At 66.8% G+C, this 24,607-nt stretch carries 20 protein-coding genes and 1 pseudogene; 20 read left to right on the plus strand and 1 reads right to left on the minus strand.

What is annotated here, in order from left to right; all coding sequences use genetic code 11:
• Positions 1-122: 122 nt before the first annotated feature.
• The 17 genes from ACFQ50_RS13915 (at position 123) to dnaE (ending at position 21,021) form a co-directional block, all read left to right on the plus strand.
• Complete coding sequence (locus ACFQ50_RS13915; RefSeq protein ID WP_377996129.1) at positions 123-1,799, plus strand: UDP-N-acetylmuramoyl-L-alanyl-D-glutamate--2,6-diaminopimelate ligase; 1,677 nt, start codon at positions 123-125, stop codon at positions 1,797-1,799.
• 6 nt (positions 1,800-1,805) lie between these two features.
• Positions 1,806-3,278, plus strand: coding sequence for a UDP-N-acetylmuramoyl-tripeptide--D-alanyl-D-alanine ligase (murF, locus tag ACFQ50_RS13920; protein ID WP_377996130.1), 1,473 nt, complete (start codon positions 1,806-1,808; stop codon positions 3,276-3,278).
• Positions 3,275-4,384, plus strand: coding sequence for a phospho-N-acetylmuramoyl-pentapeptide-transferase (mraY, locus tag ACFQ50_RS13925; protein WP_377996131.1), 1,110 nt, complete (start codon positions 3,275-3,277; stop codon positions 4,382-4,384). The genes murF and mraY overlap by 4 nt, the downstream gene beginning before the upstream one ends.
• Positions 4,366-5,985: a UDP-N-acetylmuramoyl-L-alanine--D-glutamate ligase gene (murD, locus tag ACFQ50_RS13930; protein WP_377996132.1), complete on the plus strand. Its 1,620-nt coding sequence runs from the start codon at positions 4,366-4,368 to the stop codon at positions 5,983-5,985. The genes mraY and murD overlap by 19 nt, the downstream gene beginning before the upstream one ends.
• Positions 5,986-5,987: 2 nt before the next feature.
• Complete coding sequence (gene ftsW / locus ACFQ50_RS13935) at positions 5,988-7,316, plus strand: putative lipid II flippase FtsW (protein WP_377996133.1); 1,329 nt, start codon at positions 5,988-5,990, stop codon at positions 7,314-7,316.
• 10 nt (positions 7,317-7,326) lie between these two features.
• The gene (gene murG, locus ACFQ50_RS13940; protein ID WP_377996134.1) at positions 7,327-8,427 is read left to right on the plus strand and encodes an undecaprenyldiphospho-muramoylpentapeptide beta-N-acetylglucosaminyltransferase; all 1,101 of its coding nucleotides are present in this window, start codon (positions 7,327-7,329) and stop codon (positions 8,425-8,427) included.
• Positions 8,424-9,803: a UDP-N-acetylmuramate--L-alanine ligase gene (murC, locus tag ACFQ50_RS13945; protein ID WP_377996135.1), complete on the plus strand. Its 1,380-nt coding sequence runs from the start codon at positions 8,424-8,426 to the stop codon at positions 9,801-9,803. The genes murG and murC overlap by 4 nt, the downstream gene beginning before the upstream one ends.
• Positions 9,796-10,953 (plus strand): cell division protein FtsQ/DivIB, encoded by a 1,158-nt coding sequence (locus ACFQ50_RS13950; RefSeq protein ID WP_377996136.1) that lies wholly within the window; start codon positions 9,796-9,798, stop codon positions 10,951-10,953. Before murC ends, ACFQ50_RS13950 begins: the two co-directional genes overlap by 8 nt.
• Positions 10,954-11,142: 189 nt before the next feature.
• A complete protein-coding gene (gene ftsZ / locus ACFQ50_RS13955; RefSeq protein WP_377996137.1) occupies positions 11,143-12,375 on the plus strand; it encodes a cell division protein FtsZ in 1,233 nt (410 codons plus the stop codon).
• Positions 12,376-12,443: 68 nt separating this feature from the next.
• The gene (locus ACFQ50_RS13960; RefSeq protein WP_377996138.1) at positions 12,444-13,208 is read left to right on the plus strand and encodes a laccase domain-containing protein; all 765 of its coding nucleotides are present in this window, start codon (positions 12,444-12,446) and stop codon (positions 13,206-13,208) included.
• Positions 13,201-13,938 carry a YggS family pyridoxal phosphate-dependent enzyme gene (locus ACFQ50_RS13965; protein ID WP_377996139.1) on the plus strand — a complete coding sequence of 246 codons (738 nt, stop codon included), beginning with the start codon at positions 13,201-13,203 and terminating at the stop codon, positions 13,936-13,938. Before ACFQ50_RS13960 ends, ACFQ50_RS13965 begins: the two co-directional genes overlap by 8 nt.
• A gap of 89 nt (positions 13,939-14,027) precedes the next feature.
• A complete protein-coding gene (locus ACFQ50_RS13970) occupies positions 14,028-14,558 on the plus strand; it encodes a cell division protein SepF (RefSeq protein WP_306922314.1) in 531 nt (176 codons plus the stop codon).
• A 133-nt stretch (positions 14,559-14,691) separates the two neighbouring features.
• Positions 14,692-14,979, plus strand: coding sequence for a YggT family protein (locus tag ACFQ50_RS13975; RefSeq protein ID WP_377996140.1), 288 nt, complete (start codon positions 14,692-14,694; stop codon positions 14,977-14,979).
• Between the two features lie 166 nt (positions 14,980-15,145).
• A complete protein-coding gene (locus ACFQ50_RS13980; protein ID WP_377996141.1) occupies positions 15,146-15,838 on the plus strand; it encodes a DivIVA domain-containing protein in 693 nt (230 codons plus the stop codon).
• 81 nt (positions 15,839-15,919) lie between these two features.
• Positions 15,920-16,492, plus strand: coding sequence for a signal peptidase II (lspA, locus tag ACFQ50_RS13985; protein ID WP_377996142.1), 573 nt, complete (start codon positions 15,920-15,922; stop codon positions 16,490-16,492).
• Entirely contained in the window at positions 16,485-17,411 is a 927-nt protein-coding gene (locus ACFQ50_RS13990; RefSeq protein ID WP_377996143.1) for an RluA family pseudouridine synthase, read from the plus strand. Before lspA ends, ACFQ50_RS13990 begins: the two co-directional genes overlap by 8 nt.
• Positions 17,412-17,463: 52 nt before the next feature.
• Entirely contained in the window at positions 17,464-21,021 is a 3,558-nt protein-coding gene (dnaE, locus tag ACFQ50_RS13995) for a DNA polymerase III subunit alpha (RefSeq protein ID WP_377996144.1), read from the plus strand.
• 81 nt (positions 21,022-21,102) lie between these two features.
• On the opposite strand, the gene ACFQ50_RS14000 is transcribed toward dnaE, so the two are convergent.
• A complete protein-coding gene (locus tag ACFQ50_RS14000; protein WP_306926770.1) occupies positions 21,103-21,561 on the minus strand; it encodes a flavin reductase family protein in 459 nt (152 codons plus the stop codon).
• 192 nt (positions 21,562-21,753) lie between these two features.
• Here ACFQ50_RS14000 and ACFQ50_RS14005 point away from each other — a divergent pair, with 192 nt between their 5' ends.
• From ACFQ50_RS14005 to nrdR, 3 genes and pseudogenes are all read left to right on the plus strand, one after another.
• A complete protein-coding gene (locus ACFQ50_RS14005; protein WP_377996145.1) occupies positions 21,754-22,347 on the plus strand; it encodes a hypothetical protein in 594 nt (197 codons plus the stop codon).
• A gap of 55 nt (positions 22,348-22,402) precedes the next feature.
• On the plus strand, positions 22,403-23,779 hold the full coding sequence (hisD, locus tag ACFQ50_RS14010) for a histidinol dehydrogenase (protein ID WP_377996146.1): 1,377 nt from the start codon (positions 22,403-22,405) through the stop codon (positions 23,777-23,779).
• Between the two features lie 122 nt (positions 23,780-23,901).
• Positions 23,902-24,378, plus strand: a pseudogene (nrdR, locus tag ACFQ50_RS14015) (transcriptional regulator NrdR); the annotation flags it as partial.
• Positions 24,379-24,607 lie beyond the last annotated feature (229 nt).

The following is a 24,607-nucleotide window of genomic DNA, read 5'->3' on the forward strand; positions in this document are numbered from 1 at the left end:
AATAGCCCCAGTACGCCAAAGAGCCCAGTACGCCAAGTAACGCCCGCCAAGAAAGGCCGCGGTACACCTGAACAAACAGTTCTGTCGTGTCCGTTGGTCCACTAGCACCAACGGAGATTCAGTTGTCACAGCACCATGACCCCGGCACTGCCGACGCCCCGGAGGGGCCGGCATCCAAGAGCGGCTTCCGGCCCACCGCCGTCGCCGCCGTCGAACTGGGTGTCATCGGCCAGTCAGTGGGCGTTGCGGTGCCCGGGGCCTCCGAATCCGTTCAGGTCACCGGCATCTCGCTCGACTCCCGGGCCGTGGAACCCGGGGACCTGTACGTTGCCCTGCCCGGGGCGGCCCGGCACGGTGCGGACTTCACGAGGACGGCAATCGAGTCCGGTGCGGTGGCGGTGCTGACGGACGACGCCGGCGGGAAACTCCTTGCCCTCGGATCCGACATCGCCGTGCCTGTGCTGGTGGTGGCGGAGCCCCGCGGTGTGGTGGGGCGCCTGTCCCGGCTGATCTACCGGAGCCAGGACGCTGACCTCCCCGGCCCCTCGATGTTCGGCGTGACGGGAACCAACGGCAAAACCACCACCACGTACTTCATCAACGCCCTGCTGCAGGCGATGGGCAAGAAGACCGGACTCATCGGCACCATCGAGATCCTGGCCGGCGGGGACCCGATCCCCAGCCTCCTGACCACGCCCGAATCCACCGATGTCCACGCCCTGCTGGCCCTCATGCGGGAACGCGGTCTCGACGCCGCATCCATGGAAGTCTCTTCGCACGCGGTGTCCTTCCGCCGCGTGGACGGCGTGGTCTTCGACGTCGTCGGTTTCACCAACCTCACCCAGGACCATCTGGACCTGCACGGCACCATGGAGGAGTACTTCCAGACCAAGGCGGAGCTCTTCACCGCCGATCGTGCCCGTGCCGCCGTCGTGACGGTCGACGACGAATGGGGACGGCGGCTTGCCGCCCAGACAGAGCTTCCGGTCACTACCCTCGCCACCCTCCCGCCCGGCAGCGGGCCCGTGGCCGAATCGCCGGCGACCGAACCGGCAGCCGCGGACTGGACGGTCACGCATACGTCGCCCCGCGGCCTCGGCACGGAATTCACCCTCCGCGGCCGGGACGGTACGGAACTCCGGGTCCACACGGGCTTGCCCGGGGCCTTCAACGTCTCCAATGCGGCGCTGGCCCTGGCCATGGTGCTCGCCGGTGGTGCAGATCCCGCCGAAGTGCAGGCAGCACTCGATGCCAAAGATCCCTTCACCGTGGCGGTGCCCGGCCGCATGCAGCTGGTCTCCGCCCGGCCGGCTGCCGTGGTCGACTTCGCGCACAACACGGATGCGCTGGCACGTGCCCTGGAAGCCGTCCGGTCCCCGGAGCCCGCGTCCAGGGTGATCGTGGTTTTCGGTGCCACCGGCCAGCGCGACCAGGGCAAGCGCCCTGCCATGGGTGCCACCGCCGCGCGGCTTGCCGATGTCGTGATTGTCAGCGATGACGACCCCCACGACGAGGACGCCGCCGCGATCCGCGCCGAGGTGCTGGTAGGTGCCACGGATGCCAAGGAAGCCGAGCAGCTGGACTGCAGGATCATGGAAGTCTTCCCGCGTGATGCTGCCATCCGTGAAGCCGTCAACCTGGCGGCTCCGGAGGACACCATCCTGATTGCGGGACGCGGGCATGAAGTGTGGCAGGAGGTCAAGGGCGTGAACCTTGCCCTCGACGACAGGGTGGAACTACGGAACGCCTTGACGGCACGAGGATTCACCGTATTCCAAAACGACGGGATAGAGTCCTAGACCGACATGATTGAACTAACTGCGGCGGAAATCGCCGAAATCACCAACGGCCGGCTGCTTGCCGACCCCGACGTCACCCCGGGATCCGTGGTGACCGACTCGCGGGAGGCCGTTGCCGGCTCCCTCTATGTCGCCAAACCGGGCGAGAGCGCAGACGGGCACAGCTTTGTGGCGGCGGCCTTTGACCGCGGCGCGGTGCTGGCCCTCACCGAACGCGAAATCAAGGACGACGCCGGCCGGAACTATCCGTCGGTTGTCGTCGATGATGCGGTGCTGGCCATGGGCGCACTGGCGGCGGAGGCCATCCGGCGGATCCGGCGCCACCGCGAGGCGGCCGGCGAGCAACTGACGGTCATCGGCATCACCGGTTCTGCCGGTAAAACCACCACCAAGGACCTGCTGGCAGGCATCCTGTCGGCGGAAGCGCCGACCGTTGCGCCCCAGGGTTCGTACAACGGCGAGGTCGGCGTGCCCCTCACCGTCTTCCAGGCGGGCTTTGACACCCGGTTCCTGGTCATCGAGATGGGCGCCACCGGCATTGGACACATCCGCTACCTGGCCGACATGGTCCGGCCCGAGATCGGCGTAGTGCTGGGCGTGGGAACAGCCCACGCAGGGGAATTCGGCGGCGTGGACAACATCGCTGCCGCCAAGGGCGAACTCGCCGAGGCGCTGCCCGCGGAGGGCACTGCCGTGCTGAACCTTGACGACTTCCGGGTCGCTCCCATGGCCGCGCGGACCCGGGCGGGTGTTCTGGGCTTCTCCTCCCGCGATGCCGACCCGGACGCTCCTGCCGTCCGGGCCGCAAACCTGGACACCAACGCCTCAGGCAACCCGGAGTTCGACCTCGAAGTGCCGGGGGAGCCCACCGTCAGGGTCACCAGCAAACTCATTGGCGAACACCACGTGGCGAACCTGCTCGCCGCCGCAGCTGCCGCGCACGCGGCCGGCATTCCGGGCGACCGGATCGGCGCCTCGCTGAGCTCCCAGTCCGCGGCCAGCCGCTGGCGCATGGAGCGGACCGAACGGCCCGACGGCGTCACTGTCATCAACGACGCATACAACGCCAACCCGGAATCCATGCGGGCTGCCCTGCGCACTCTGGCCGACCTGGGCCGCGGCCGCCGCACCTGGGCCGTACTCGGCGCCATGCTGGAACTCGGCGAGGATTCCATCCGCGAGCACACCGCCGTCGGCACCCAGGTGGTGCGGCTGAACATCTCCCGCCTCCTGGTGGTGGGCCGGGAAGCGCGTTCGCTGTACGTTTCAGCCGTGCAGGAAGGCTCCTGGGGGGATGAGTGCCAGTTCGCAGAGACCGTTGACGAAGCCTACGAACTGCTCCAGGAACAGCTGGAACCCGGCGACCTGGTGCTCTTCAAGTCCTCCAACAGCGTGGGACTGCGCCATTTGGGTGATCGGATAGCATTACCCCCACATGCCACCCCCACAACTGCCAACGAAGGGAGCGAGCTGCTGTGATTGCACTTCTGATCGGCGCTGGCCTGGCCCTGCTGCTGGCACTGGTGGGCACGCCGCTGTTCATCCGCCTGCTGGTCCACAAGAGCTACGGCCAGTTCATCCGCGATGACGGACCGACCTCACACCACACCAAACGCGGCACGCCCACCATGGGCGGCACCGTGGTGGTGGGCGCCGTCCTGCTGAGCTACGGCCTGACCCACCTCATCATGTGGCTCATGAACCCCCGCTCGCCCGGGCCGTCGGCCTCGGCGCTCCTCCTGCTGTTCCTCATGGTGGGAATGGGCCTGGTGGGCTTCCTCGACGACTTCATCAAGATTTCACGGCAGCGCAGCCTTGGCCTGAACGCCAAGGCCAAGCTGATCCTCCAGGCGGCGGTGGGCATCATCTTCGCCGTGATGGCGCTCTACTTCCCGGACGCTGACGGTCTCACGCCGGCGTCCACCAAGATCTCGCTGGTCCGGGACATCCCGTGGCTGGACCTCGCGTTCGGCGGCACCGTGCTCGGTGCGATTCTCTTCGTGGTCTGGTCAAACCTGATCGTGACGGCCGCCACTAATGGCGTCAACCTCACGGACGGCCTGGACGGGCTGGCCGCCGGCGCCGCGATCATGGTCTTCGGCGCCTACACGCTCATGGGCATCTGGCAGAGCAACCAGGCCTGCGGGTCGCCCCGCGAGGCAGGCAGCGGCTGCTATTCCGTCCGGGATCCCCTGGACCTCGCGCTTCTCGCCGCCATCATGAGCGCCGCACTGGTGGGCTTCCTGTGGTGGAACACCTCACCGGCTAAAATCTTCATGGGCGACACCGGCTCCCTGGCGATCGGCGGCGCCATCGCAGGGTTGGCCATCCTCTCCCGCACCGAACTGCTGCTTGCCTTCATCGGCGGCCTGTTCGTCCTCATCACGCTCTCCGTCATCATCCAGGTGGGCTACTTCAAGGTGACCAAGGGCAAGCGCTTCTTCAAGATGGCGCCACTGCAGCACCACTTCGAACTCAAGGGCTGGGCGGAAGTGACCGTGGTGGTCCGGTTCTGGATCCTGGCTGGCCTGTTCGTCGCCGCGGGTCTTGGCATCTTCTACGCAGAATGGGTGGTCCTGCTGTGAACAGTTCCGAACCCCACACCGAGGCAACCGGTCATGCCGCAACCGGTCCGGTCCGGCTCAAAGACCTGGTCAGCTGGGACTCCGACTGGGCGGGGCTGCGCGTCGTGGTCACCGGGATCGGCGTCTCGGGCTTCGCCGCCGCGGACACGCTGATCGAGCTTGGTGCCCGCGTGGTGGTGGTTGACGGCGCCACCACGGAAACAGCCCAGTCCAAGGCGGACACGCTGCGGATCGTCGGAGCGGCCGACGTGCTCCTCGGGGAGGAAGCCGTCCGCACGCTGCCAAAGATCGATGGCCTGAAACCGGAACTCGTGGTCACCTCGCCCGGCTGGCGCCCGGACCAGGCCCTGCTCGCAGCTGCCGCCCGCGCCCACATCCCGGTCTGGGGCGACGTGGAACTCGCCTGGCGCCTGCGCGTCCGCGAGGGCCGCAAGACGGCCGACTGGCTCACCATCACCGGCACGAATGGCAAAACGACGACGGTCGGCCTGACCGAGTCCATGCTGCGGGCCGCCGGGCTGAAGGCGATCGCGGTGGGCAACGTCGGCACGCCGATCCTCGATGCCCTGCGTGACCCGGTGGAGTACGACGTCTTCGCCGTGGAGCTCTCCAGCTTCCAGCTGCACTGGTCCGACTCCGTGTCGGCGGTGGCCAGCGTGTGCCTTAACGTTGCCGAGGACCACGTTGACTGGCACGGCTCCTACGAGTCCTATCTCGCCGACAAAGCCAAGATCTACGAAAACACCCAGAAGGCCTGCATCTACAACGACGAGCAGATCGAAACCGAACGCATGGTGGAACACGCGGACGTGGTGGAGGGCTGCCGCGCCGTAGCCTTCACCACCCTCACGCCGGCCATCAGCATGCTCGGCGTCGTGGAGGGCCTGCTCGTCGACCGGGCCTTCATCGCCGAACGGAAGGACAGCGCCGTCGAACTGGCGTCCATGACCGACCTCGGCCCGGTGGCCCCCCGCCACATGGTGGCCAACGCCCTGGCCGCGGCGGGCCTGGTGCGGGCCTACGGCGTCAGCCCAGAGCACGTGCGCGAAGGGCTGCAGGCCTACATCCCCGGAAGCCACCGGATCCAGCCGGTCGCCAAACAACACGGCGTCCTCTGGATCAACGACTCCAAAGCCACGAACCCGCACGCCGCCTCCGCCTCCCTGGCCGCCTTCGAACCGGTGGTGTGGATTGCCGGGGGCCTGTCCAAGGGCGTCAGCTACGACGACCTGGTCCGCGACCATGCGCGCCGCCTGAAGGCCGTGGTGCTGATCGGCAAGGACACAGCATCACTGGAAGAGTCCCTGCAGCGACACGCACCGGATGTCCCCGTCATCCGGCAGGCGGCAGGCCACACTGAAATTGTGCAGTCAGCCGGAACCGGACATGACGCCGCACCGGATTCAGCCGAAACCGGGGAGGCTGTGATGGCACGGGCCGTCGCATCGGCGGCACAGCTGGCCGCCTCTGGTGACACTGTGCTGATGGCCCCGGCTGCTGCATCCATGGATCAGTTCTCTTCCTATGCTCACCGTGGCGACGCCTTCATTGCAGCGGTCCGCGAGCTCGTGGAAGGGGAAGCCCGGACCGGCAAGGAGTAAGAATGGTCAGCACACCCACACGTCCCGCGGCCGCCCGGCAGCGGGCGGGGGCGACCCCCCGTGGGGCTGTACCGACCACCCCCGCGTCCAGGATTCCCACGAGCGGCCGGCTGCGCCGGTGGTACCGGCGCTTCTGGTCCGCCCTCGAGGGAAACGGCAAGTCGCGCAACGGCTCCACTTACTACCTCATCCTCGGCACCACGCTGGCGCTGACCGCCATCGGCATCATGATGGTGCTCTCGGCGTCCAGCGTGGAGGCCATCGCGGCGGGCGAGTCGCCCTACACCGCGGCACTGAAACAGGGACTGTTCGCCGGAATCGGCATCTTCGGCATGTTCATGCTGTCCCGGATCAACGTCGTGTGGCTGAAAAGACTCGCGTGGCCGGGCATTATCATTGCCTATGCCCTGCTGGGGCTCGTGCTGGTCATTGGCACCAGCGTCAACGGCAACAAGAACTGGATCGACATCGGCGGGTTCTTCACCCTGCAGCCGTCCGAGGCGGCCAAGCTGGCGCTGGCCCTGTGGATGGCCACCGTGCTGGCCAAGAAGGCGACACTGCTGCACCAGTGGGGACACGCCGTGGTCCCCGTGGTGCCCATAGCCGGCGGGATCATCGGACTCGTCCTGATCGGAAACGACCTCGGCACCGGCATGCTCATCATGCTCATCACCGCCGCCGCCCTGTTCTTCGCCGGCGTGCGCCTTTACCTGTTTGGGTTCGCGGCCGTGGGCCTCGGAGCCGTCATAGCGGTCATGGCCATGACCAGCTCCAACCGGGTCTGCCGCATCACCTCGTGGTGGACCGGCCAGAGCTGCGGCGACGGCATCGACGCCAACTACCAGTCGACCAACGGCCTCTACGGACTGGCATCGGGCGGCTGGTTCGGCGTCGGCCTCGGGCAGAGCCGGCAGAAATACAGCTGGATTCCCGAAGCCCACAACGACTTCATCTTCGCCATCATCGGTGAGGAACTCGGACTGGTGGGGACCGTCGTCGTACTGGTTCTTTTCGCCATCCTGGGTGCCGCCATCTACCGCGTGGTGGTGGCCCAGGAGGACCTGTTCCACCGGGTCCTTGCCGGCACCATCATGGTGTGGCTGCTCGGCCAGGCGACGGTCAACATGGCCGTGGTCACCGGCCTGATGCCGGTGATCGGCGTTCCGCTGCCGTTCATCTCCTACGGCGGCTCGGCGCTGCTGATGTCGCTCTGCGCGATCGGCGTAGTGTTGTCACTGGCCCGCGAACAGATGGCGCCCAACATCCGGCCCCGTAAACTGCTCGGCCCGTGGCGGCTGCCCGGGCGCAAGAAATCCCGTACGAAAGCGTAACCAGCACCTGATGAAAACCGAGTCATTGTCCGTGGTCCTCGCCGGCGGCGGAACAGCAGGCCATATCAACCCGCTGCTGGCCATCGCCGCCGCCATCCGCGATGCCCGCCCCGACGCCAGGCTGCTCGCCGTGGGAACGGCCGCCGGCATGGAAACCAGGCTGGTCCCGGCCGCCGGGCTGGAACTGGCCACCATCGACCGTGTCCCGTTCCCGCGGAAGCCGTCCGCAGACCTGCTCCGCCTCCCGGGACGCCTCGCCGGCGCGGTGCGGCAGGCCGGGCGCATCCTCGACGACGCCGGTGCGGACGTCCTTGTGGGCGTGGGCGGCTACGTCTGCACCCCCATGTACCTCGCCGCCTGGCGGCGGAAGATCCCCATCGTCATCCACGAAGCCAACACCAGGCCGGGCCTGGCCAACCGGGTCGGGGCGCGGCTGAGCCGGCACGTGGCTGTGGCCTTCGCCGGCACCCCGCTGCGCAACGCCCGCCACGTGGGCATGCCCATGCGCCGCGAAGTCTCGGCCATGGTCAGGGCAACGGCGCGAAACGGCGCCCTGCGCAGCCTGGACCTGCAGCCTGAAAAGCCGGTGCTCATCGTCACTGGAGGCTCGTCCGGGGCGCAGAGCATCAACCGCACCGTGGCGGCATCACTCGAGGCGCTGTCCCGGGCCGGAGTCCAGACCATCCACATCACCGGCCGCGGCAAGTCCGTCGAGGACTCAGCCGGCAACGCGCTGAGCGCCGCCGGCTACCGTCAGCTTGAGTACGTGGACGGCATGGAAACCGTCTACGCCGCGGCCGACCTGCTGCTCGCCCGTTCCGGCGCGGCCACCGTGAGCGAGGTGGCCGCCGTCGGTGTGCCCGCCGTCTTCGTGCCACTGCCGATCGGCAACGGTGAGCAGGCGCTGAACGCCCGCGGACTCGTGGATGCGGGCGGCGCCCTGCTGGTGGCCGACCGGGACTTCACCCCCGAATGGGTCCGCACGAGCCTCATCCCGCTGCTGACCGACCGTTCACGCCTGGACGCCATGGCGGCTAACGCGGAGAACCTTGGCATCCGAAATGCCGATCAGCTCATGGCCGACCTCGTACTGGAAGCGGTATCCAAATGACCACCAACGCAACACCCAGCCAGGACGCCCTGGGCCGCGTGCACTTCATCGGAATCGGGGGCGTGGGCATGTCGGCCGTCGCCAGGATCATGGTGGCGCGCGGAATCCCCGTCAGCGGAACGGATGCGAAGGACCTTCCGGTCATGGCGGAGCTCGCCGCGGCCGGAGCCCGGATCTGCGTCGGCTACGGGGCCGCCAACCTGGGCGACGCCCAGACCGTCGTGGCCGGCTCGGCGATCCGCGCCGACAACCCCGAAATCGAGGCCGCACGCGCCGCCGGCCTGCCGGTGCTGCACCGCTCCGAAGCCCTCGCCGCCACCATGGGCGATGACCTGGTGGTGACAGTAGCCGGCACCCACGGGAAGTCCACCACCACCTCCATGATCACCGTGCTGCTGCAGGGCGCTGGCCTGGACCCGTCGTTCGCGATCGGCGCCAACGTACCGGCGCTCGGCGTCAACGCGGCGAACGGCAGTTCCAAGGTGTTCGTCGCCGAGGCGGATGAATCCGATGGTTCGTTCCTGAACTACCGGCCGCAGATCGCCGTCGTCACCAACGTGGAACCGGACCACCTCGACCACTACGGCACTGCCGAAGCCGTGTACGAATCCTTCGACCGGTTCACGGAACTGCTGCCCGCGGATGGCGTGCTGGTGGCCTGCGCCGACGACGCCGGCGCACACGCGCTGGCGCTGCGCACCCGCGAGCGGGGCAATGCCCGCGTTGTCCTGTACGGCACCTCAGAGGCCGCCGACCTCCGTCTCGACGACGGCGGACCCGGCAGGGTGGCCATCACGACGGCGGGCGGCCGGTTCCCGCTGGCACTGCAGGTCCCCGGACGGCACAACGCCCTCAATGCTGCCGCTGCGATGGCGGTAGCGCTCGAACTCGGCGTGGACGCCCAGGCCGCTGCCTCTGCCCTGGCCGGCTTCTCGGGCGCGTCCAGGCGGTTCGAGTACAAGGGGGAGGGCAGGGGCGTGCGGGTTTACGACGACTACGCCCACCATCCCACGGAGGTGCGGGCCGCACTGGCGGCGGCCCGGTCCGTGGCCGGCGACCACAAGGTGCACGTCCTCTTCCAGCCGCACCTGTTCTCCCGGACCCGGGAGTTTGCCGCAGAGTTCGCCGACGCGCTCAATGCAGCGGACACTGCCCTCGTGCTCGAGATCTACCCGGCCCGCGAGGATCCCATCCCTGGCGTCACCAGCGCGCTCATCACCGAGCACCTCGGTTCCGGCGGCAGCCTGGCCGGATCGGGCGGCGAAGCCGTCGCCGCCCTGGCCGCCGCCGCACAGCCGGGGGACATCATCCTCACCGCAGGCGCGGGGGACGTCACCGCGTACGGGCCGCTCATCGTGGAGTCCCTCGGTGGCTAGCAGCCGCCGCCCCACCTACCGTCCGGCCAAGCCTGCAGGCCGGGACGCGGGTGCGGGCCGGGACACGGACGCTGGCGCGGGCCGGGTCACGGACGCTGGCGCGGGCCGGGTCACGGACGCTGCCGGCGCTGCCCGGAATGCCGGCGCTGCCCGGAATGCCGGCGCAAGGGCCGACGGCGGCAAACCGGCCGTGATCACCGCCTCCAAGGGCGTCCCGGAGGTGACGGCGCCAGGCAGCAGCCGGCAGGGCAGCACGCCCAAGGGAGCAGCCCAGGACAAGCCGGCCAAAGCGCCCTGGCCCCGGCTGAGGCGCCAGGAAGCTGCCAAGCCGGGAGCCACTGCCAGGAAGCCGGGCGCCCCTGCGACCGCTGCCGCAGGCCCGGACAAAGCAGGGACGGACAAATCAGCGCCGGACAAAACCGGTCCGGACAATGTGCTGGCCTTTCCCGAACCCCGGGGCCGACGCATCAGGCGCAACATCATCGTGGCGGTGTGTGTCACGGCTGCCCTGGTGGCCGGGCTGATCGCCGCGGCCATCTACTCACCGGTGCTGGCTGTGCACAGCGTGAGCGTCACCGGCACGAAGCTCCTCAAGCCTGCCCAGGTGCAGGCGGCACTTAAACCGCTTCTGGGCACGCCGTTGCCGCAGGTCAGCGACTCCGAGGTCGCCTCGCTGCTCAAACCGCTCGTCCAGATCAAATCGGTCACCACACAGGCGCACCCGCCGTCCGTCCTCGTGGTGCGGGTCCAGGAACGCGTGCCTGTCGCTCTCGTGAAACGCGGCAACGAGTACTTGCTCGTTGACGTCGACGGTGTGCGGCTCGGCACCACCGCAGACCCCACCTCCGTGAAGCTGCCGGTGATTGACGGCGGCGCAGGCACCATCGGCAAGGACCTGTTCCAGGCGACGGCCGAGGTCCTCGGCGCGCTTCCGGCGAATGTGCTGGCCAAGCTCTCCAACGCCTCCGCCAAGTCCGTGGACGCGGTGGAACTTAAGCTGCTCGACGGCCAGACCGTCGTCTGGGGCAACGCGGGGGAGAAGGAACTCAAGGCGCGGGTGCTGGAGGCGCTGCTCAAGGTGCCCGCCGATCCGGCGAACCCGGTCAACACCTACGACGTGAGCGTGCCGCGTCATCCGGTGACGCGGTGAGCCGCTCTATTTCACGGGGATTAGGACGACACGCGGTGGCGGTTATTGAATGTAGCCAGCATAGGAAATAGCGTCACAGACGTGAGTTACTTGACATAACTATAACCTTCAACTGGAGGGTTAAGGTTCAGGGCTTCAAGCTCGACTCCATCAGATTTCGCAATAGGACACTAACAAGGGACACGTAACGTGGCAGCTCCGCAGAATTACTTGGCCGTCATCAAGGTCGTCGGCATCGGCGGCGGTGGCGTGAACGCAGTCAACCGCATGATCGAGGTGGGTCTCCGCGGTGTCGAATTCATAGCTATTAATACCGATGCCCAGGCGCTGCTGATGAGTGATGCCGACGTTAAGCTCGACGTCGGACGCGAACTGACGCGCGGGCTGGGTGCCGGTGCCAACCCGGAGGTCGGCAAGCAGGCTGCCGAGGACCACGCTGACGAGATCGAGGAAGTCCTTCGCGGTGCCGACATGGTCTTCGTGACCGCGGGTGAAGGCGGTGGCACCGGAACCGGTGGCGCGCCGGTCGTTGCCCGCATTGCGCGCTCCCTTGGCGCCCTGACCATCGGTGTTGTCACGCGTCCGTTCACCTTCGAAGGACGGCGCCGCGCAGGCTCCGCCGAGGCGGGCATCGACGCCCTCCGCGACGAGGTGGACACCCTGATCGTGATCCCCAACGACCGCCTGCTGTCCATCAGCGACCGCAACGTCTCCGTCCTGGACGCCTTCCGCTCCGCTGACCAGGTCCTGCTGTCCGGTGTCCAGGGCATCACGGACCTTATCACCACGCCGGGCCTGATCAACCTCGACTTTGCCGACGTGAAGTCCGTCATGCAGGGCGCAGGCTCGGCACTGATGGGCATCGGCTCCGCCCGCGGCGAGGACCGCGCGGTCAAGGCAGCCGAGCTCGCCATCGCCTCCCCGCTGCTGGAAGCCAGCATCGACGGCGCCCACGGTGTCCTGCTGTCCATCCAGGGCGGCTCCGATCTTGGCCTGTTCGAGATCAATGAAGCCGCGCGCCTGGTGCAGGAAGTGGCCCACCCCGAGGCCAACATCATCTTCGGTGCGGTCATCGACGACGCCCTGGGCGACGAAGCCCGCGTCACCGTCATCGCGGCCGGCTTCGACGACGTCAAGGCCACCTCGCCCTCCATGGACCAGTCGCAGCCTCAGGCTGCACCGCAGCGCCCCGCCGTGCCGGCAGCCGCCCCGCAGAGCCAGCCGCACGCTGGCAGCCAGCAGGTCCATGTCCAGCCCGTGCACGCCGGCGTCGGCGCCGCAGGCCTCAGCAACTGGGGGCAGCAGCGCCCGACCGCCGTCCCCGCTGACTCGGGTTTCGACGTCGACCTTCCGTCGGTGGTTGAGCCTGACCTCACCGGCAGCCGGTCTGACGATCTGGACGTCCCCGATTTCCTGAAGTAGGTGGCAGCCGGGCGGACAATCCGCCCGGCCGCTGTCCCGTTTCCTGATCCTGATAGCCGGAGTTCCGATTGTTTTTGTGGCGTGCTGAAGTGCAGCCTGGGGTGTCCGTGGCGTTCACCGACACGAATGCCGGCAACCTCGCCCTGCACGTGGGTGACGATGCGGCCGCTGTAAGGCGCCGCCGGGACCGGTTGGAGCGCGCCGCCGGCGTCGCGCCGCGCAGATTCCAATACATGAACCAGATCCACGGCAACGATGTGTCCCTCGTTCTTGAATCCGGTGCAGTTGTTGAATCCGGTGCAATTGTTGATTCCCGTGGAGTCGTTGAATCTGGCGCAGCAGCTGATCCTGCCCCGTCGGCGCCGACGGCGGATGCGCTGGTGTCCCTCGGAAAGCCGCTTGCGGTGATGGTGGCGGACTGCATTCCGCTGGTCCTGGTGGGCGACGGGGCAGCCGGCGCCGTGCTGGCCGCCGTTCATGCCGGCCGCCCAGGCCTGTTCTCCGGGGTCATTCCGGCGGCGGTGGAAGAAATGCGCGCCGCCGGCGCCACGGATATCCGGGCCTGGCTCGGTCCGTCCGTCTGCGGCAACTGCTACGAGGTGCCCGCAGAACTCCGCGACGAGGTCGCCGCCGTCCTGCCTTCCACGCGGTCAACCACAACATGGGGCACGCCGGCGCTCGACCTGCCCGCCGGTGCCGCCAGCCAGCTCGACGCCCTCGGCGTTCGCATCGAATACCGGGGACCCTGCACGCTTGAAAACGAGTCCTTGTTTTCCTACCGCCGCGACTCACAATCAGGCAGATTCGCCGGGCTGGTGTGGACCCATGACTGACAGCCCGGCAGCCGGGGATGCCCGGACAATACAGCTGCGGGAGCGCCTGGACGCAGTCCGGCAACGCATAGGCCGTGCCGCCGCGGCGGCCGGCCGCGAAGAGGATCCGCCGCGCCTGATCGTGGTCAGCAAGTTCCACCCCGCCGACGACGTCCGCCGGCTGGCAGCGCTTGGCGTCAGGGACTTCGGGGAGAACCGGGACCAGGAGGCGTCCGCGAAGGCCGAGGAACTCGAGGCCCTGGACCTGACCTGGCACTTCGTGGGCCAGCTCCAGAGCAAGAAGTCCAAGACGGTGGTCCGGTACGCGTCTGCCGTTCACTCGGTGGACCGATCCCAGCTCGTGACGGCCCTGGAGCGGGCCATGGCCGCCCAGCGGGAGCTGAACGGCCGCGCCGCCCTGGACTGTTTCATCCAGGTGAGCCTGGAGGACGACGCCGGAGCCCACCGCGGCGGGGCGGCACCCGACGAGGTGCCGCAACTGGCGGAACAGCTCGAAGCCGCGGACGGCCTTCGCCTGGCGGGTGTCATGGCGGTGGCGCCGCTGGAGGCGGATCCCGACCGGGCCTTTGAAAAACTGCTGGGCATTTCGAGTTCCCTGCGGCGGGATTTCCCCGGCGCCACAGGGATTTCCGCCGGCATGAGCCAGGACTTGGAGTCAGCTGTCAGATTCGGTGCGACACACCTCCGAATTGGCTCAGATATTCTCGGTTCGCGCCCGGCCGTGCGGTAGCGTCTGTCATATTGGAAGTGAATGGCGGGGATTCCAATGCTGTCTTGACCTTTGGGCGGCCCGCTTCCGGACACGATTAGGAGTCGACCATGGCTGGCGCTCTGCGCAAGACAATGATCTATCTTGGGCTCGCCGACGGCGATGAACACTACGAGTCTGAGCTTTCCACCCAGCAAAAGGACGAGGACAACTCAATGGAGCATGACCGTGAAGAGCGCCGCGCGCCGGCGCCGCTCCGAGAGGTCACCCGTGAAGTGCCACCAGCTGCCGAAGAGGAATACCGCGCACCCGTGACACCCATCAAGCGTGCGGCATCAAGCCGCGAAGAGACCACCGGACTGCGGCAGATCACCACGATCCACCCGCGCTCCTACAACGACGCCAAGCTCATTGGCGAAAGCTTCCGTGACGGAATCCCCGTCATCATGAACGTGACGGACATGGGGGAGGCAGACGCAAAGCGGCTGGTCGACTTTTCCGCCGGCCTGGTCTTCGGTCTGCGCGGAAGCATCGAGCGCGTGACCAACAAGGTTTTCCTGCTGTCGCCGTCGTACGTTGAAGTCATCGGAGATGACAAGAAAGCCAGCGAAGCCACCGCCAGTTTCTTCAACCAAAGCTAAAAACGGCTCTCCGGATGCCAGGCAGGGACGCACCTGCCTGGCATCCGTGCTGAAATAGGGGAGCAGCACAAACTGGCAGGAATCCCAGGGCACCGAAGTGCCCGCGATGAACATGGAGACAATGGGTTAGCTCATGGGAATACTATTCGGGCTCGTCTATATCGTCCTGCTGTTCATCTTCGTTGCTTTGATTGTCCGCCTTGTCTATGACTGGGTTCAGATGTTCGCGCGGGAATGGCGTCCCCGCGGGGTAGCATTGGTGGCGGCTCATGCGGTCTACTCGGTGACCGATCCGCCGCTGAAGGTCCTGCGGCGCCTCATCCCGCCGCTGCGGCTGGGGGGCGTCTCACTGGACCTCGGGTTTCTGGTCCTGTTCATCGGCCTGACCATCGCCATGGCGGTCACCAAGTCATTTGCATAACTTCATATCAGCTTGCCGCGCCGGGGCCGATCCGCAGGGATTCCCGGCGCAGAAGACCTTTTGTTTGACGCCACGGTGTTGAATTAGAGGAACCAGACCAAATTTAGGTACCGTAGTTTTGACGGCCGGAAGGCCTCCTGACGAACTAGACCAACGAGGTGACCAGATGGCTTTGACGCCAGAAGACGTTGTCAACAAGCGCTTTCAGCCGACCAAGTTCCGCGAAGGCTATGACCAGGACGAAGTTGACGACTTCCTGGACGAGATCGTCGTTGAACTGCGGCGCCTGAACCAGGAGAACGAAGAACTTCGCAAGAAGCTCGCCGAAGGCGGCTCCGGATCGCCGGCCGCCACCTCCGCCGTCGCCCCTGTCGTTGAGAAGGTCCCCGCGCCGTCCAAGTCCGAGAAGGACGAAGCGCGCGCGAAGGCCGAAGCCGAGGCGAAGGCCGCCGAAGCTGCCAAGAAGAAGGAAGCCGAGCAGGCGGCACCCGTTGCAGCCCAGGCACCCGCCACCAGCAGCAACGTCTCCGAGTCCGCCGCCGGCCTGCTGGCCATGGCCCAGCAGATGCACGACCGCCACGTGTCCGAGGGCCAGCAGCAGCGCGACAAGATCATCGCTGAAGCACAGATCGAAGCCAGCAGCCTGGTCAACGACGCGCAGGAGAAGTCCCGCAAGATCCTCGGTGCACTGGAGCAGCAGCGTTCCGTCCTCGAGCGCAAGGTGGAGCAGCTCCGCGGCTTCGAACGCGACTACCGCTCACGCCTGAAGGCCTACATCGAGGGCCAGCTGCGCGACCTGGACGCCCGTGGTTCCGTTGCCGCCCCTGAGGTTGGCGAAAGCAGCAGCGCCGCCGTTTAGCACGTATTCTGAAGGCCGGTGGCTGAGGATTCCTCGGCCACCGGCTTTTGCCATTAACGACGGTTCCCGAATGAAAGCACCATGACTGACGACCTTGCCGCTGACGCAGCGCACCCAGCTTCATCATCACCGCGGCCACGGCGCGCCGTCCTGCTGTCCCTGTTCGCCGGGCTGGCAGTTTTCGCCTACGTCTTCGATCAGCTCACCAAGCTGTGGGTCACCAGCACCATGGTGGAGGGCGAACGGATCCCGGTGCTGCCCCCGCTGCTGCACTGGTACTACATCCGCAACTCCGGTGCCGCCTTCTCCATCGGCGAGAACGTGACCTGGGTGTTCACCATCATCATGGTGGTGGTCGCCGCCGCTATCCTGTTCCAGCTCCGCAAGCTGGGGTCCGCTTGGTGGGCGCTGGCGCTGGGGCTGCTGTTCGGCGGCGCCCTGGGAAACCTGACGGACCGGCTGTTCCGGGACCCTTCCTTCGGCATGGGGCACGTGGTGGACTTCATCCAGCTGCCCAACTTTGCGATCTTCAACATCGCCGACTCCGCCGTCGTGTCCTCCGTGGTCATCATCTGCCTGCTGACGCTGCGCGGGATCGCCCTTGACGGATCGCACCACAGCGTCGAAAAGCGGAACGGGACCGACAATGTCTGAGCGGGTGGTGGTTCCCGAGGAACTGGACGGGGCCCGTGTGGACGCCGGCCTGGCCAAGCTGATGGGCATGTCCCGTTCATCCGCCGCAACCCTGATAGCCGAAGGCAACGTCGTCAGCGGCGGAAAACCGGTGGGGAAGTCCGCCAAGCTCGCGTCCGGCACCGTGCTGCACGTGACCGTCCCCGAGCGCCGGGATCCCCTTGAAGTCGTGGAGGAAGTTGTGGAAGGCCTGAAGATCCTGCTGGATGACGACGACTTTGTGGTGGTCGACAAGCCGGTGGGAGTCGCGGCTCATCCCTCGCCCGGCTGGGTGGGGCCCACCGTCGTCGGCGGACTCGCCGGTGCCGGCTACCGCATTTCCACGTCCGGCTCCGCCGAGCGCGCCGGCATCGTCCACCGCCTCGACGTCGGCACCTCCGGAGTCATGGTGGTGGCCAAGACGGAACCCGCCTACACCGCCCTCAAACGGGCGTTCAAGGAACGCACCGTGGACAAGGTCTACCATGCAGTGGTCCAGGGCCTGCCGGATCCCCTGCAGGGCACCATCGACGCCCCGATCGGCCGCCATCCCGGCCACGACTGGCGCTTCGCCGTGATCGAGGATGGCAGGCCATCGGTGACGCACTACGAGGTCCTTGAGGCATTCGGCAAGGCCACGCTGGTTGAGGTGCACCTGGAGACCGGCAGGACCCACCAGATCCGGGTCCACTTCGCCGCGCTCCGCCATCCGTGTGCCGGCGACCTCACCTACGGGGCAGACCCCCGGCTCGCCGCCACCCTCGGGCTGACCCGCCAGTGGCTGCACGCCCGTGAACTGGGTTTTGACCACCCGCGTACCGGCGAACGCGTCACCGTGGCCAGCGAGTACCCCGAGGACCTCGCCTACGCCCTGGAGGTCCTGGGCACGGGCAAGGCCTGAGCCTGCGGCACGCCGGCATTAATTGTCAGGGGGTCGGCACTAGAATGGTCCGGTGACTTCCAGCAATGACTCGTTCGTACATCTCCACACCCACACCGAGTACTCGATGCTGGACGGCGCCGCCAGGCTAGGTGAGCTGTTCGACGAAACCGAGCGGCTGGGGATGCCAGCCCTGGCGACCACTGACCACGGTTACCTGTTCGGTGCCTTCGACTTCTGGCGGAAGGCCACCGACAAGGGCATCAAGCCCATCATCGGCGTCGAAGCGTATGTGACTCCCGGGACTGCGCGCGGCGACAAGGGCCGCGTCCGCTGGGGCGAAGAGAGCCAGCGCAAGGACGACGTTTCCGGCGGTGGCTCCTACACGCACATGACCCTGCTGAGCTACAACAACGTGGGCATGCGGAACCTGTTCCGTGCCTCCTCGATCGCGTCCCTGGATTCGGTCTTCGGCAAGTGGCCCCGGCTGGACCGCGAGCTGCTGAACACGTACTCCGAAGGGCTCATCGCCACCACCGGCTGCCCCTCCGGCGAGGTCCAGACCCGGCTGCGGCTCGGCCAGTACCGCGAAGCAGTGGAAGCCGCCGCTGAGTTCCGGGACATCTTCGGCGCGGAGAACTATTTCTGCGAACTCATGGACCACGGGCTGGACATCGAACGCCGTGTCACCGGGGACCTCCTGCGGCTGGCCAAGGAGCTGAACCTCCCGCTCGTTGCCACCAACGACCTGCACTACACCCACGAGCACGACGCCAAGGCGCACGAGGCCCTGCTGGCCATCCAGTCCGGCTCGACGCTCCTTGAACCCACCTACGACAACGGCGGTTCGCGTTTCGCGTTCTCCGGCAGCGGCTACTACCTGAAGTCGCCGCAGGAAATGCGCGAACTGTTCCGCGACCACCCGGAGGCGTGCGACAACACGCTGCTGATTGCCGAGCGCTGCGAGGTGTCCTTCAACACCGGCGCCAACTACATGCCGCGGTTCCCCTGCCCCGAGGGTGAGGACGAAACGTCCTGGCTCGTCAAGGAAGTCGACAAGGGACTCCAGTACCGCTACCCGGCAGGGATCCCGGACGAGGTCCGCAAACAGGCCGACTACGAGCTTGGCGTCATCACCTCGATGGGGTTCCCCGGCTACTTCCTCGTGGTGGCCGACTTCATCAACTGGGCCAAGAACAACGGCATCCGCGTGGGTCCGGGCCGTGGCTCCGGTGCAGGTTCCATGGTGGCCTACGCCATGCGCATCACCGACCTTGACCCGCTGCGGCACGGCCTGATCTTCGAACGGTTCCTGAACCCTGACCGTGTCTCCATGCCTGACTTCGACGTCGACTTCGATGACCGGCGCCGTTCCGAGGTCATCGACTACGTGACCCGCAAGTACGGCGACGAACGCGTGGCGATGATCGTCACCTACGGCACCATCAAGACCAAGCAGGCGCTGAAGGACTCCTCCCGCGTGCTGGGCTACCCCTTCAGCATGGGCGAACAGCTGACCAAGGCCCTGCCGCCTGCCGTGATGGCCAAGGATATTCCGCTTGCCGACATTCAGAACAAGGATGCCAAGCGCTATAGCGAGGCGGGGGATTTCCGGCAGCTGATCAGCACGGACCCCGAGGCCGCCAAGGTCTTCGAGACCGCGCTGGGCATTGAGGGCCTGAAACGCCAATGGGGCGTGCATGCGGCCGGTGTCATCATGTCCTCGGACCCCATCATCGACGTCATTCCGATTATGCGCCGTTTCCAGGACGGCCAGGTCATCACCCAGTTCGACTACCCGACGTCCGAAGGCCTCGGCCTGATCAAGATGGACTTCCTCGGGCTCCGAAACCTGACGATCATTTCCGATGCCCTGGAAAACATCAAAATGAACCGCGGCATCGACCTTGATCTGGAAACGCTGGAGCTGGATGACGCGCCGTCCTATGACCTGCTGGCCCGTGGTGACACGCTGGGCGTTTTCCAGCTCGACGGCGGCCCTATGCGGTCACTGCTCAAGCTCATGAAGCCCGACAACTTCGAAGACATCTCCGCCGTGCTGGCGCTGTACCGACCGGGTCCCATGGGCGCCAACGCGCACACCGACTACGCGCTGCGCAAGAACAAGATCCAGGACGTCATCCCGATCCATCCGGAACTGGCGGAGCCGCTGGAGGACATTCTGGGCGGCACCTTCGGACTGATCGTGTACCAGGAACAGGTTATGGCCGTGGCGCAGAAGCTCGCCGGCTACTCCCTGGGCCAGGCAGACATTCTCCGCCGGGCCATGGGTAAGAAGAAGAAGTCCGAACTGGACAAGCAGTTTGCCGGCTTCTCGCAGGGCATGCAGGACAACGGCTACTCCATGGCGGCCGTGAAGACCCTGTGGGACATCCTGTTGCCCTTCTCCGACTACGCCTTCAACAAGGCGCACTCGGCGGCGTACGGCGTGATCTCGTACTGGACGGCGTACCTGAAGGCGCACTACGCGCCGGAGTACATGGCCGCGCTGCTGACCTCGGTGGGCGACGACAAGGACAAGTCCGCGATCTACCTCAACGAATGCCGCCGCATGGGCATCACGGTGCTGCCGCCGGACGTCAACGAGTCGGCCCTGAACTTCACCCCGGTCGGGGCGGACATCCGCTTCGGCATGGGCGCCATCCGCAACGTCGGCGTCAACGTCGTCGAGGCGATGGTGGCCGCCCGCGAAAAAGAAGGCGCCTACGGTTCCTTCAAGGACTACCTCATGAAGGTGCCTGCCGTGGTGTGCAACAAGCGCACCATCGAGTCCCTGATCAAGGCCGGAGCCTTTGACTCGCTGGGCCACCACCGCCGCGCGCTGGCCATGGTCCACGAAGAAGCCATCGATTCCGTCATTACCCTCAAACGCAACGAGGCCATCGGCCAGTTCGATCTCTTTGCCGGCTTCGACGAGGCCGAGTCCGAGTCATCGCTCAGCATCGAGATCCCCGACCTGCCGGAATGGGAGAAGAAGGACAAGCTTGCGTTCGAGCGCGACATGCTGGGCCTGTACGTCTCAGACCACCCGCTGCAGGGCCTCGAAGGGGTCCTGAGCCAGCACGCCGACCAGTCCATCACCTCGATCATCGCGGAGGACGGGCCGCATGACGGCGCCATCGTCACCATCGCGGGCATGATCACCTCGCTGAGCCGCCGGATCGCAAAGGCCAGCGGCAACGCCTATGCCCGGGCAGAGATCGAGGACCTCGGCGGTTCCATGGAGGTCATGTTCTTCGGCCAGGTCTACGGGCCGATCGCCTCGGTACTCGCCGAGGACCTGATCGTGGTGGTCAAGGGCCGGCTGCAGCGCCGGGACGACGGTGCCGTGACCCTGAACTGCATGGAGCTCTCCGTCCCGGACCTCAGCCAGGGCACCAACGGGCCACTGGTGATCACCATGCCAACGCACAAGGCCACCGAGGCCGTGGTCACGGAACTGGGGGATGTGCTGCGCAACCACCGTGGCAACTCCGAGGTCCGGGTGCACCTGCAGGGCGACAGCCGCATCGAGGTCATGGCGCTTCCGGTGCACCTGCGGGTGAATCCGAACCCGTCGCTGTTCGGAGACCTGAAGGTGCTGCTGGGCCCGGCCTGCCTGGACGCCTAGGCGTCGTTTCGCCGGCGCCCGGTTTCGCCGGCGCCTGGTTTCGCCGGCGCCTGGTTCGCCGTCGTCGGGATTCCGCAGGTCCTAGATTTCGTAGTCCAGCGGGACGGGCTGCCCATAGGTTCCGGAGTGGTACAGCAGCGGCGAGCCGTCCTCGCCAACCTGCCCTTCCACCACTTCGACCACGACGACGGCGTTGTTCTCGAAAGACAGGCGCATCTGGATCTTGCCGATCAGCCAGCCGGACACGTCCTTGAGTACCGGCACGTCATACGGCCCGTGGGCCCAGTGGTCGCCGGCGAAACGTTCCTTGGTGCGGGCGAACCGGTCGGCCAGCTCCTGGTTCTCAAGCCCCAGCATGTGCACGCCGATATACGCGGTGTTGGCCACCGCAGGCCACGAGCTGGAACTGCGCGCCATGTTGAAGGTGAAGCGCGGCGGCTTGGCGGACAGCGAGGCAACAGAGGTTGCCGTGAAACCGTAGGGGACCCCGTCATAGTTCACCGTGATGATCGCCACGCCCGCTGCGTGCCGGCGGAACATCTCTTTGAACGTGCCCTCGAAGGCAACATCATCTGAGGTCACTGGAATCGATCTCCCTACTGAATCCGTTCCGATTGAGTCTCTAGTACAAGACTATGGGGCTTCCGGGCGGATGGGACATTCCTTTGGCAGCAGGCACGTGGCGCGGAATGCCGGCCAACATTTGACGGCCACATTTGTTAACGTTTCTTCATGACCCAGCCTGCGCCCGTCCCTCCAATACGCCCCTCCGACGAGGCCCGGGGCGCCCTGCGCCGGCCCGGCAAGGGCTGGGCCTGGGCGGCGGGAATCATCGGCGCCGGCATCCCGGCCGGGCTACTCTGGTGGCTCCTGGCCCCGGGCGGGCAAAACCTCGTTTCGGGAAACTCCGCCCTGTCGTCCGGAACCAACAGCGAGGGCTGGCTGCCCCGGGATCTGGTGCTGGCGGGACTGTTTGTGTTTGCGGGCTGCCTGGTGGCCGTGCTGTTGGCAGGCCGGCGGGACGGCGGGACGCGTCGGATGCTGCTGCTGTCCGTCGCCGCAAGCGCAGTGGCGGCCGTCCTCGCATGGCAGATCGGCGTGCTGGCCGGCCGCTGGCTGGGTGCTCCGCAGGACACGTCGGCGAACGCGAGCGTCGCCTTCACGCTGCGTTCCCTGACCGTCCTCGTCCTGTGGCCCGCGGCTGTCGCCGCAGGTTTCTTCGTTCTGCGCATCATCGGACTCCTGCGTGCCTCCGTGGACCAGGAGGCGGACCGGGAGCCCGACGGCCACGGCGGCGACGTCCGCACGTGGCAGCAGCGGCCGTAACCGGGGGCGGTAACAGACGTCGGGGCCGCGGGACCGCGGTGCGTAAAATGTACTGGTGACCACTTCTCCGGACAGCTCCGCACGCCCGAACACCCCCGCCGTCGACTTCCGCACCGTTGACCTGCGCGGCCGCAGCCTCAGTCTGGCCGAACTCCGCGAGGCGGTGCCGCGGGCGCGGCATCAGACAGTCGCAGACGCCGAGCAGAAGGTCACCGACATCATCGCGGCAGTCCGCACGCGCGGCTTCGCCGCCCTGGCGGACTTCGCCCGCACGTTCGACGGCGTGGAGCAGTCCCATCCGCGCGTTCCGGCCGAGGCGCTGCAGTCAGCGCTGGACGGCCTGGACCCCGCTGTCCGCTCGGCGCTTGAAGAGTCCATCAGCCGTGCACGCCGGTTCGCGGACGGGCAGCGCCCGGCCGACGTCGACATCTCCCTGGGCGACGGGGCAGTGGTGAGCCAGAAGTGGGTGCCCGTGGCACGCGTGGGCCTGTACGTGCCCGGCGGCCTGGCGGTCTACCCGTCCTCGGTGATCATGAACGTTGTTCCGGCGCTGGCCGCAGGGGTGGAGTCGATTGCACTCGCCTCGCCGCCGCAGAAGGACTTTGGCGGCCTCCCGCACCCCACGATCCTGGCCGCTGCGGCGCTGCTGGGGATCGACGAGGTGTACGCCATCGGCGGAGCCCAGGCCATCGCCGCCTTCGCCTACGGCGTACCCGGCGAATCAGGGAGTCCCGCACTGGAACCCGTCGACGTCGTGACCGGGCCCGGAAATATCTTCGTGGCCACGGCCAAGCGCCTCGTCAAGGGCGTGGTGGGGATCGACTCCGAGGCCGGCACCACGGAAATTGCCATCCTCGCGGACTCCACGGCCCGCCCTGCCTTCGTAGCCGCCGACCTGATCAGCCAGGCGGAGCACGATCCGAAGGCCGCCTCCGTCCTGATCACGGATTCCCTCCAGCTCGCCGCGGAGGTCCGGGAGGAACTGGAGTTGCAGGCCGCGTCCACCAAGCACAGCCAGCGCGTCCGCGAGGCGCTCTCCGGCCCGCAGTCCGGCGTGGTGCTCGTTGACGACCTCGACCAGGGGATCGCGGCGTGCGACGCCTACGCCGCGGAGCACCTGGAGATCATGACGGCGGACGCCCCTGCTGTGGCGGCGCGGATCCGGAACGCGGGCGCCATTTTCGTCGGCGACTACAGCCCGGTCAGCCTCGGCGACTACTGCGCCGGCTCCAACCACGTACTTCCCACGAGCGGCACGGCGGCTTTCTCATCCGGGCTGAACGTGACCACGTTCCTGCGCGCCATCCAGGTGATCAACTACTCGGAGGCGGCGCTTGGGCAGGTCAGCGGCCACATCGTCAGCCTCTCCGGCGCGGAAGACCTCCCGGCACACGGTGATGCGGTCACCGTCCGGTTCCAGGCAGGCCGATGACCACTACATGTAGTCATCCGCCACTACATGTAGTAATTACAGGCTTGTTATTCGGCTATATGTGGCCGTAGACTGGTGGCGGAAGAAGCTTTGGCGAGGGGTATGGAAGGGCAGGGAAATACGTGTACTGTCCGTTTTGCCGCAACCCCGATTCGCGAGTGGTGGACAGCCGGATGGCCGACGACGGTTCCGCCATCCGTCGCCGCCGGCAGTGCCCCGAGTGCGGCCGCCGCTTCACCACCGTGGAAACCACCAGCCTGTCCGTGATCAAGCGCTCCGGCGTGGGCGAGCCCTTCAGCCGCAGCAAGGTCATCAACGGTGTCCGCAAGGCATGCCAGGGCCGGCCCGTGAGCGAGGACGACCTCGCCATGCTGGCGCAGGAAGTCGAAGAGAACATCCGGGCCTCCGGCGCGGCGGAAATCGACGCCCACGAGGTTGGCCTGATCATTCTCGGGCCGCTGCAGAAGCTGGACAAGGTGGCGTACCTCCGGTTCGCCAGTGTCTACCAGGCCTTTGAATCACTCGAGGACTTCGAATCCGCTATTGCGCTGCTCCGGCACGAGTCCGATGTCGAGGCCAGGGACGCGGCAACCCGCCGGGGCGACGGTAGGGGCGCCGAAGGCAGGAATGCCGAGGACAAGGCCTCACAGGCAAAAGGCCCGGACGCAAAGAACGTGGACTCAAAGAACACGGACGCAAAGAACACGGACGCAAAGAACACCGCGAAAAGCACGCTATGAAGTCTCCGGTGGCGGCATCGGAGGGGAAGCCGCAGCCGCCACCGGCTCCAGCGAAGACGCCGAAAGAGGCAGAGGTCCTGCCGGCTTT

It is taken from the genome of Arthrobacter sp. NPDC056493, from assembly GCF_042795115.1.
In the GTDB taxonomy this organism is placed as follows: domain Bacteria; phylum Actinomycetota; class Actinomycetes; order Actinomycetales; family Micrococcaceae; genus Arthrobacter.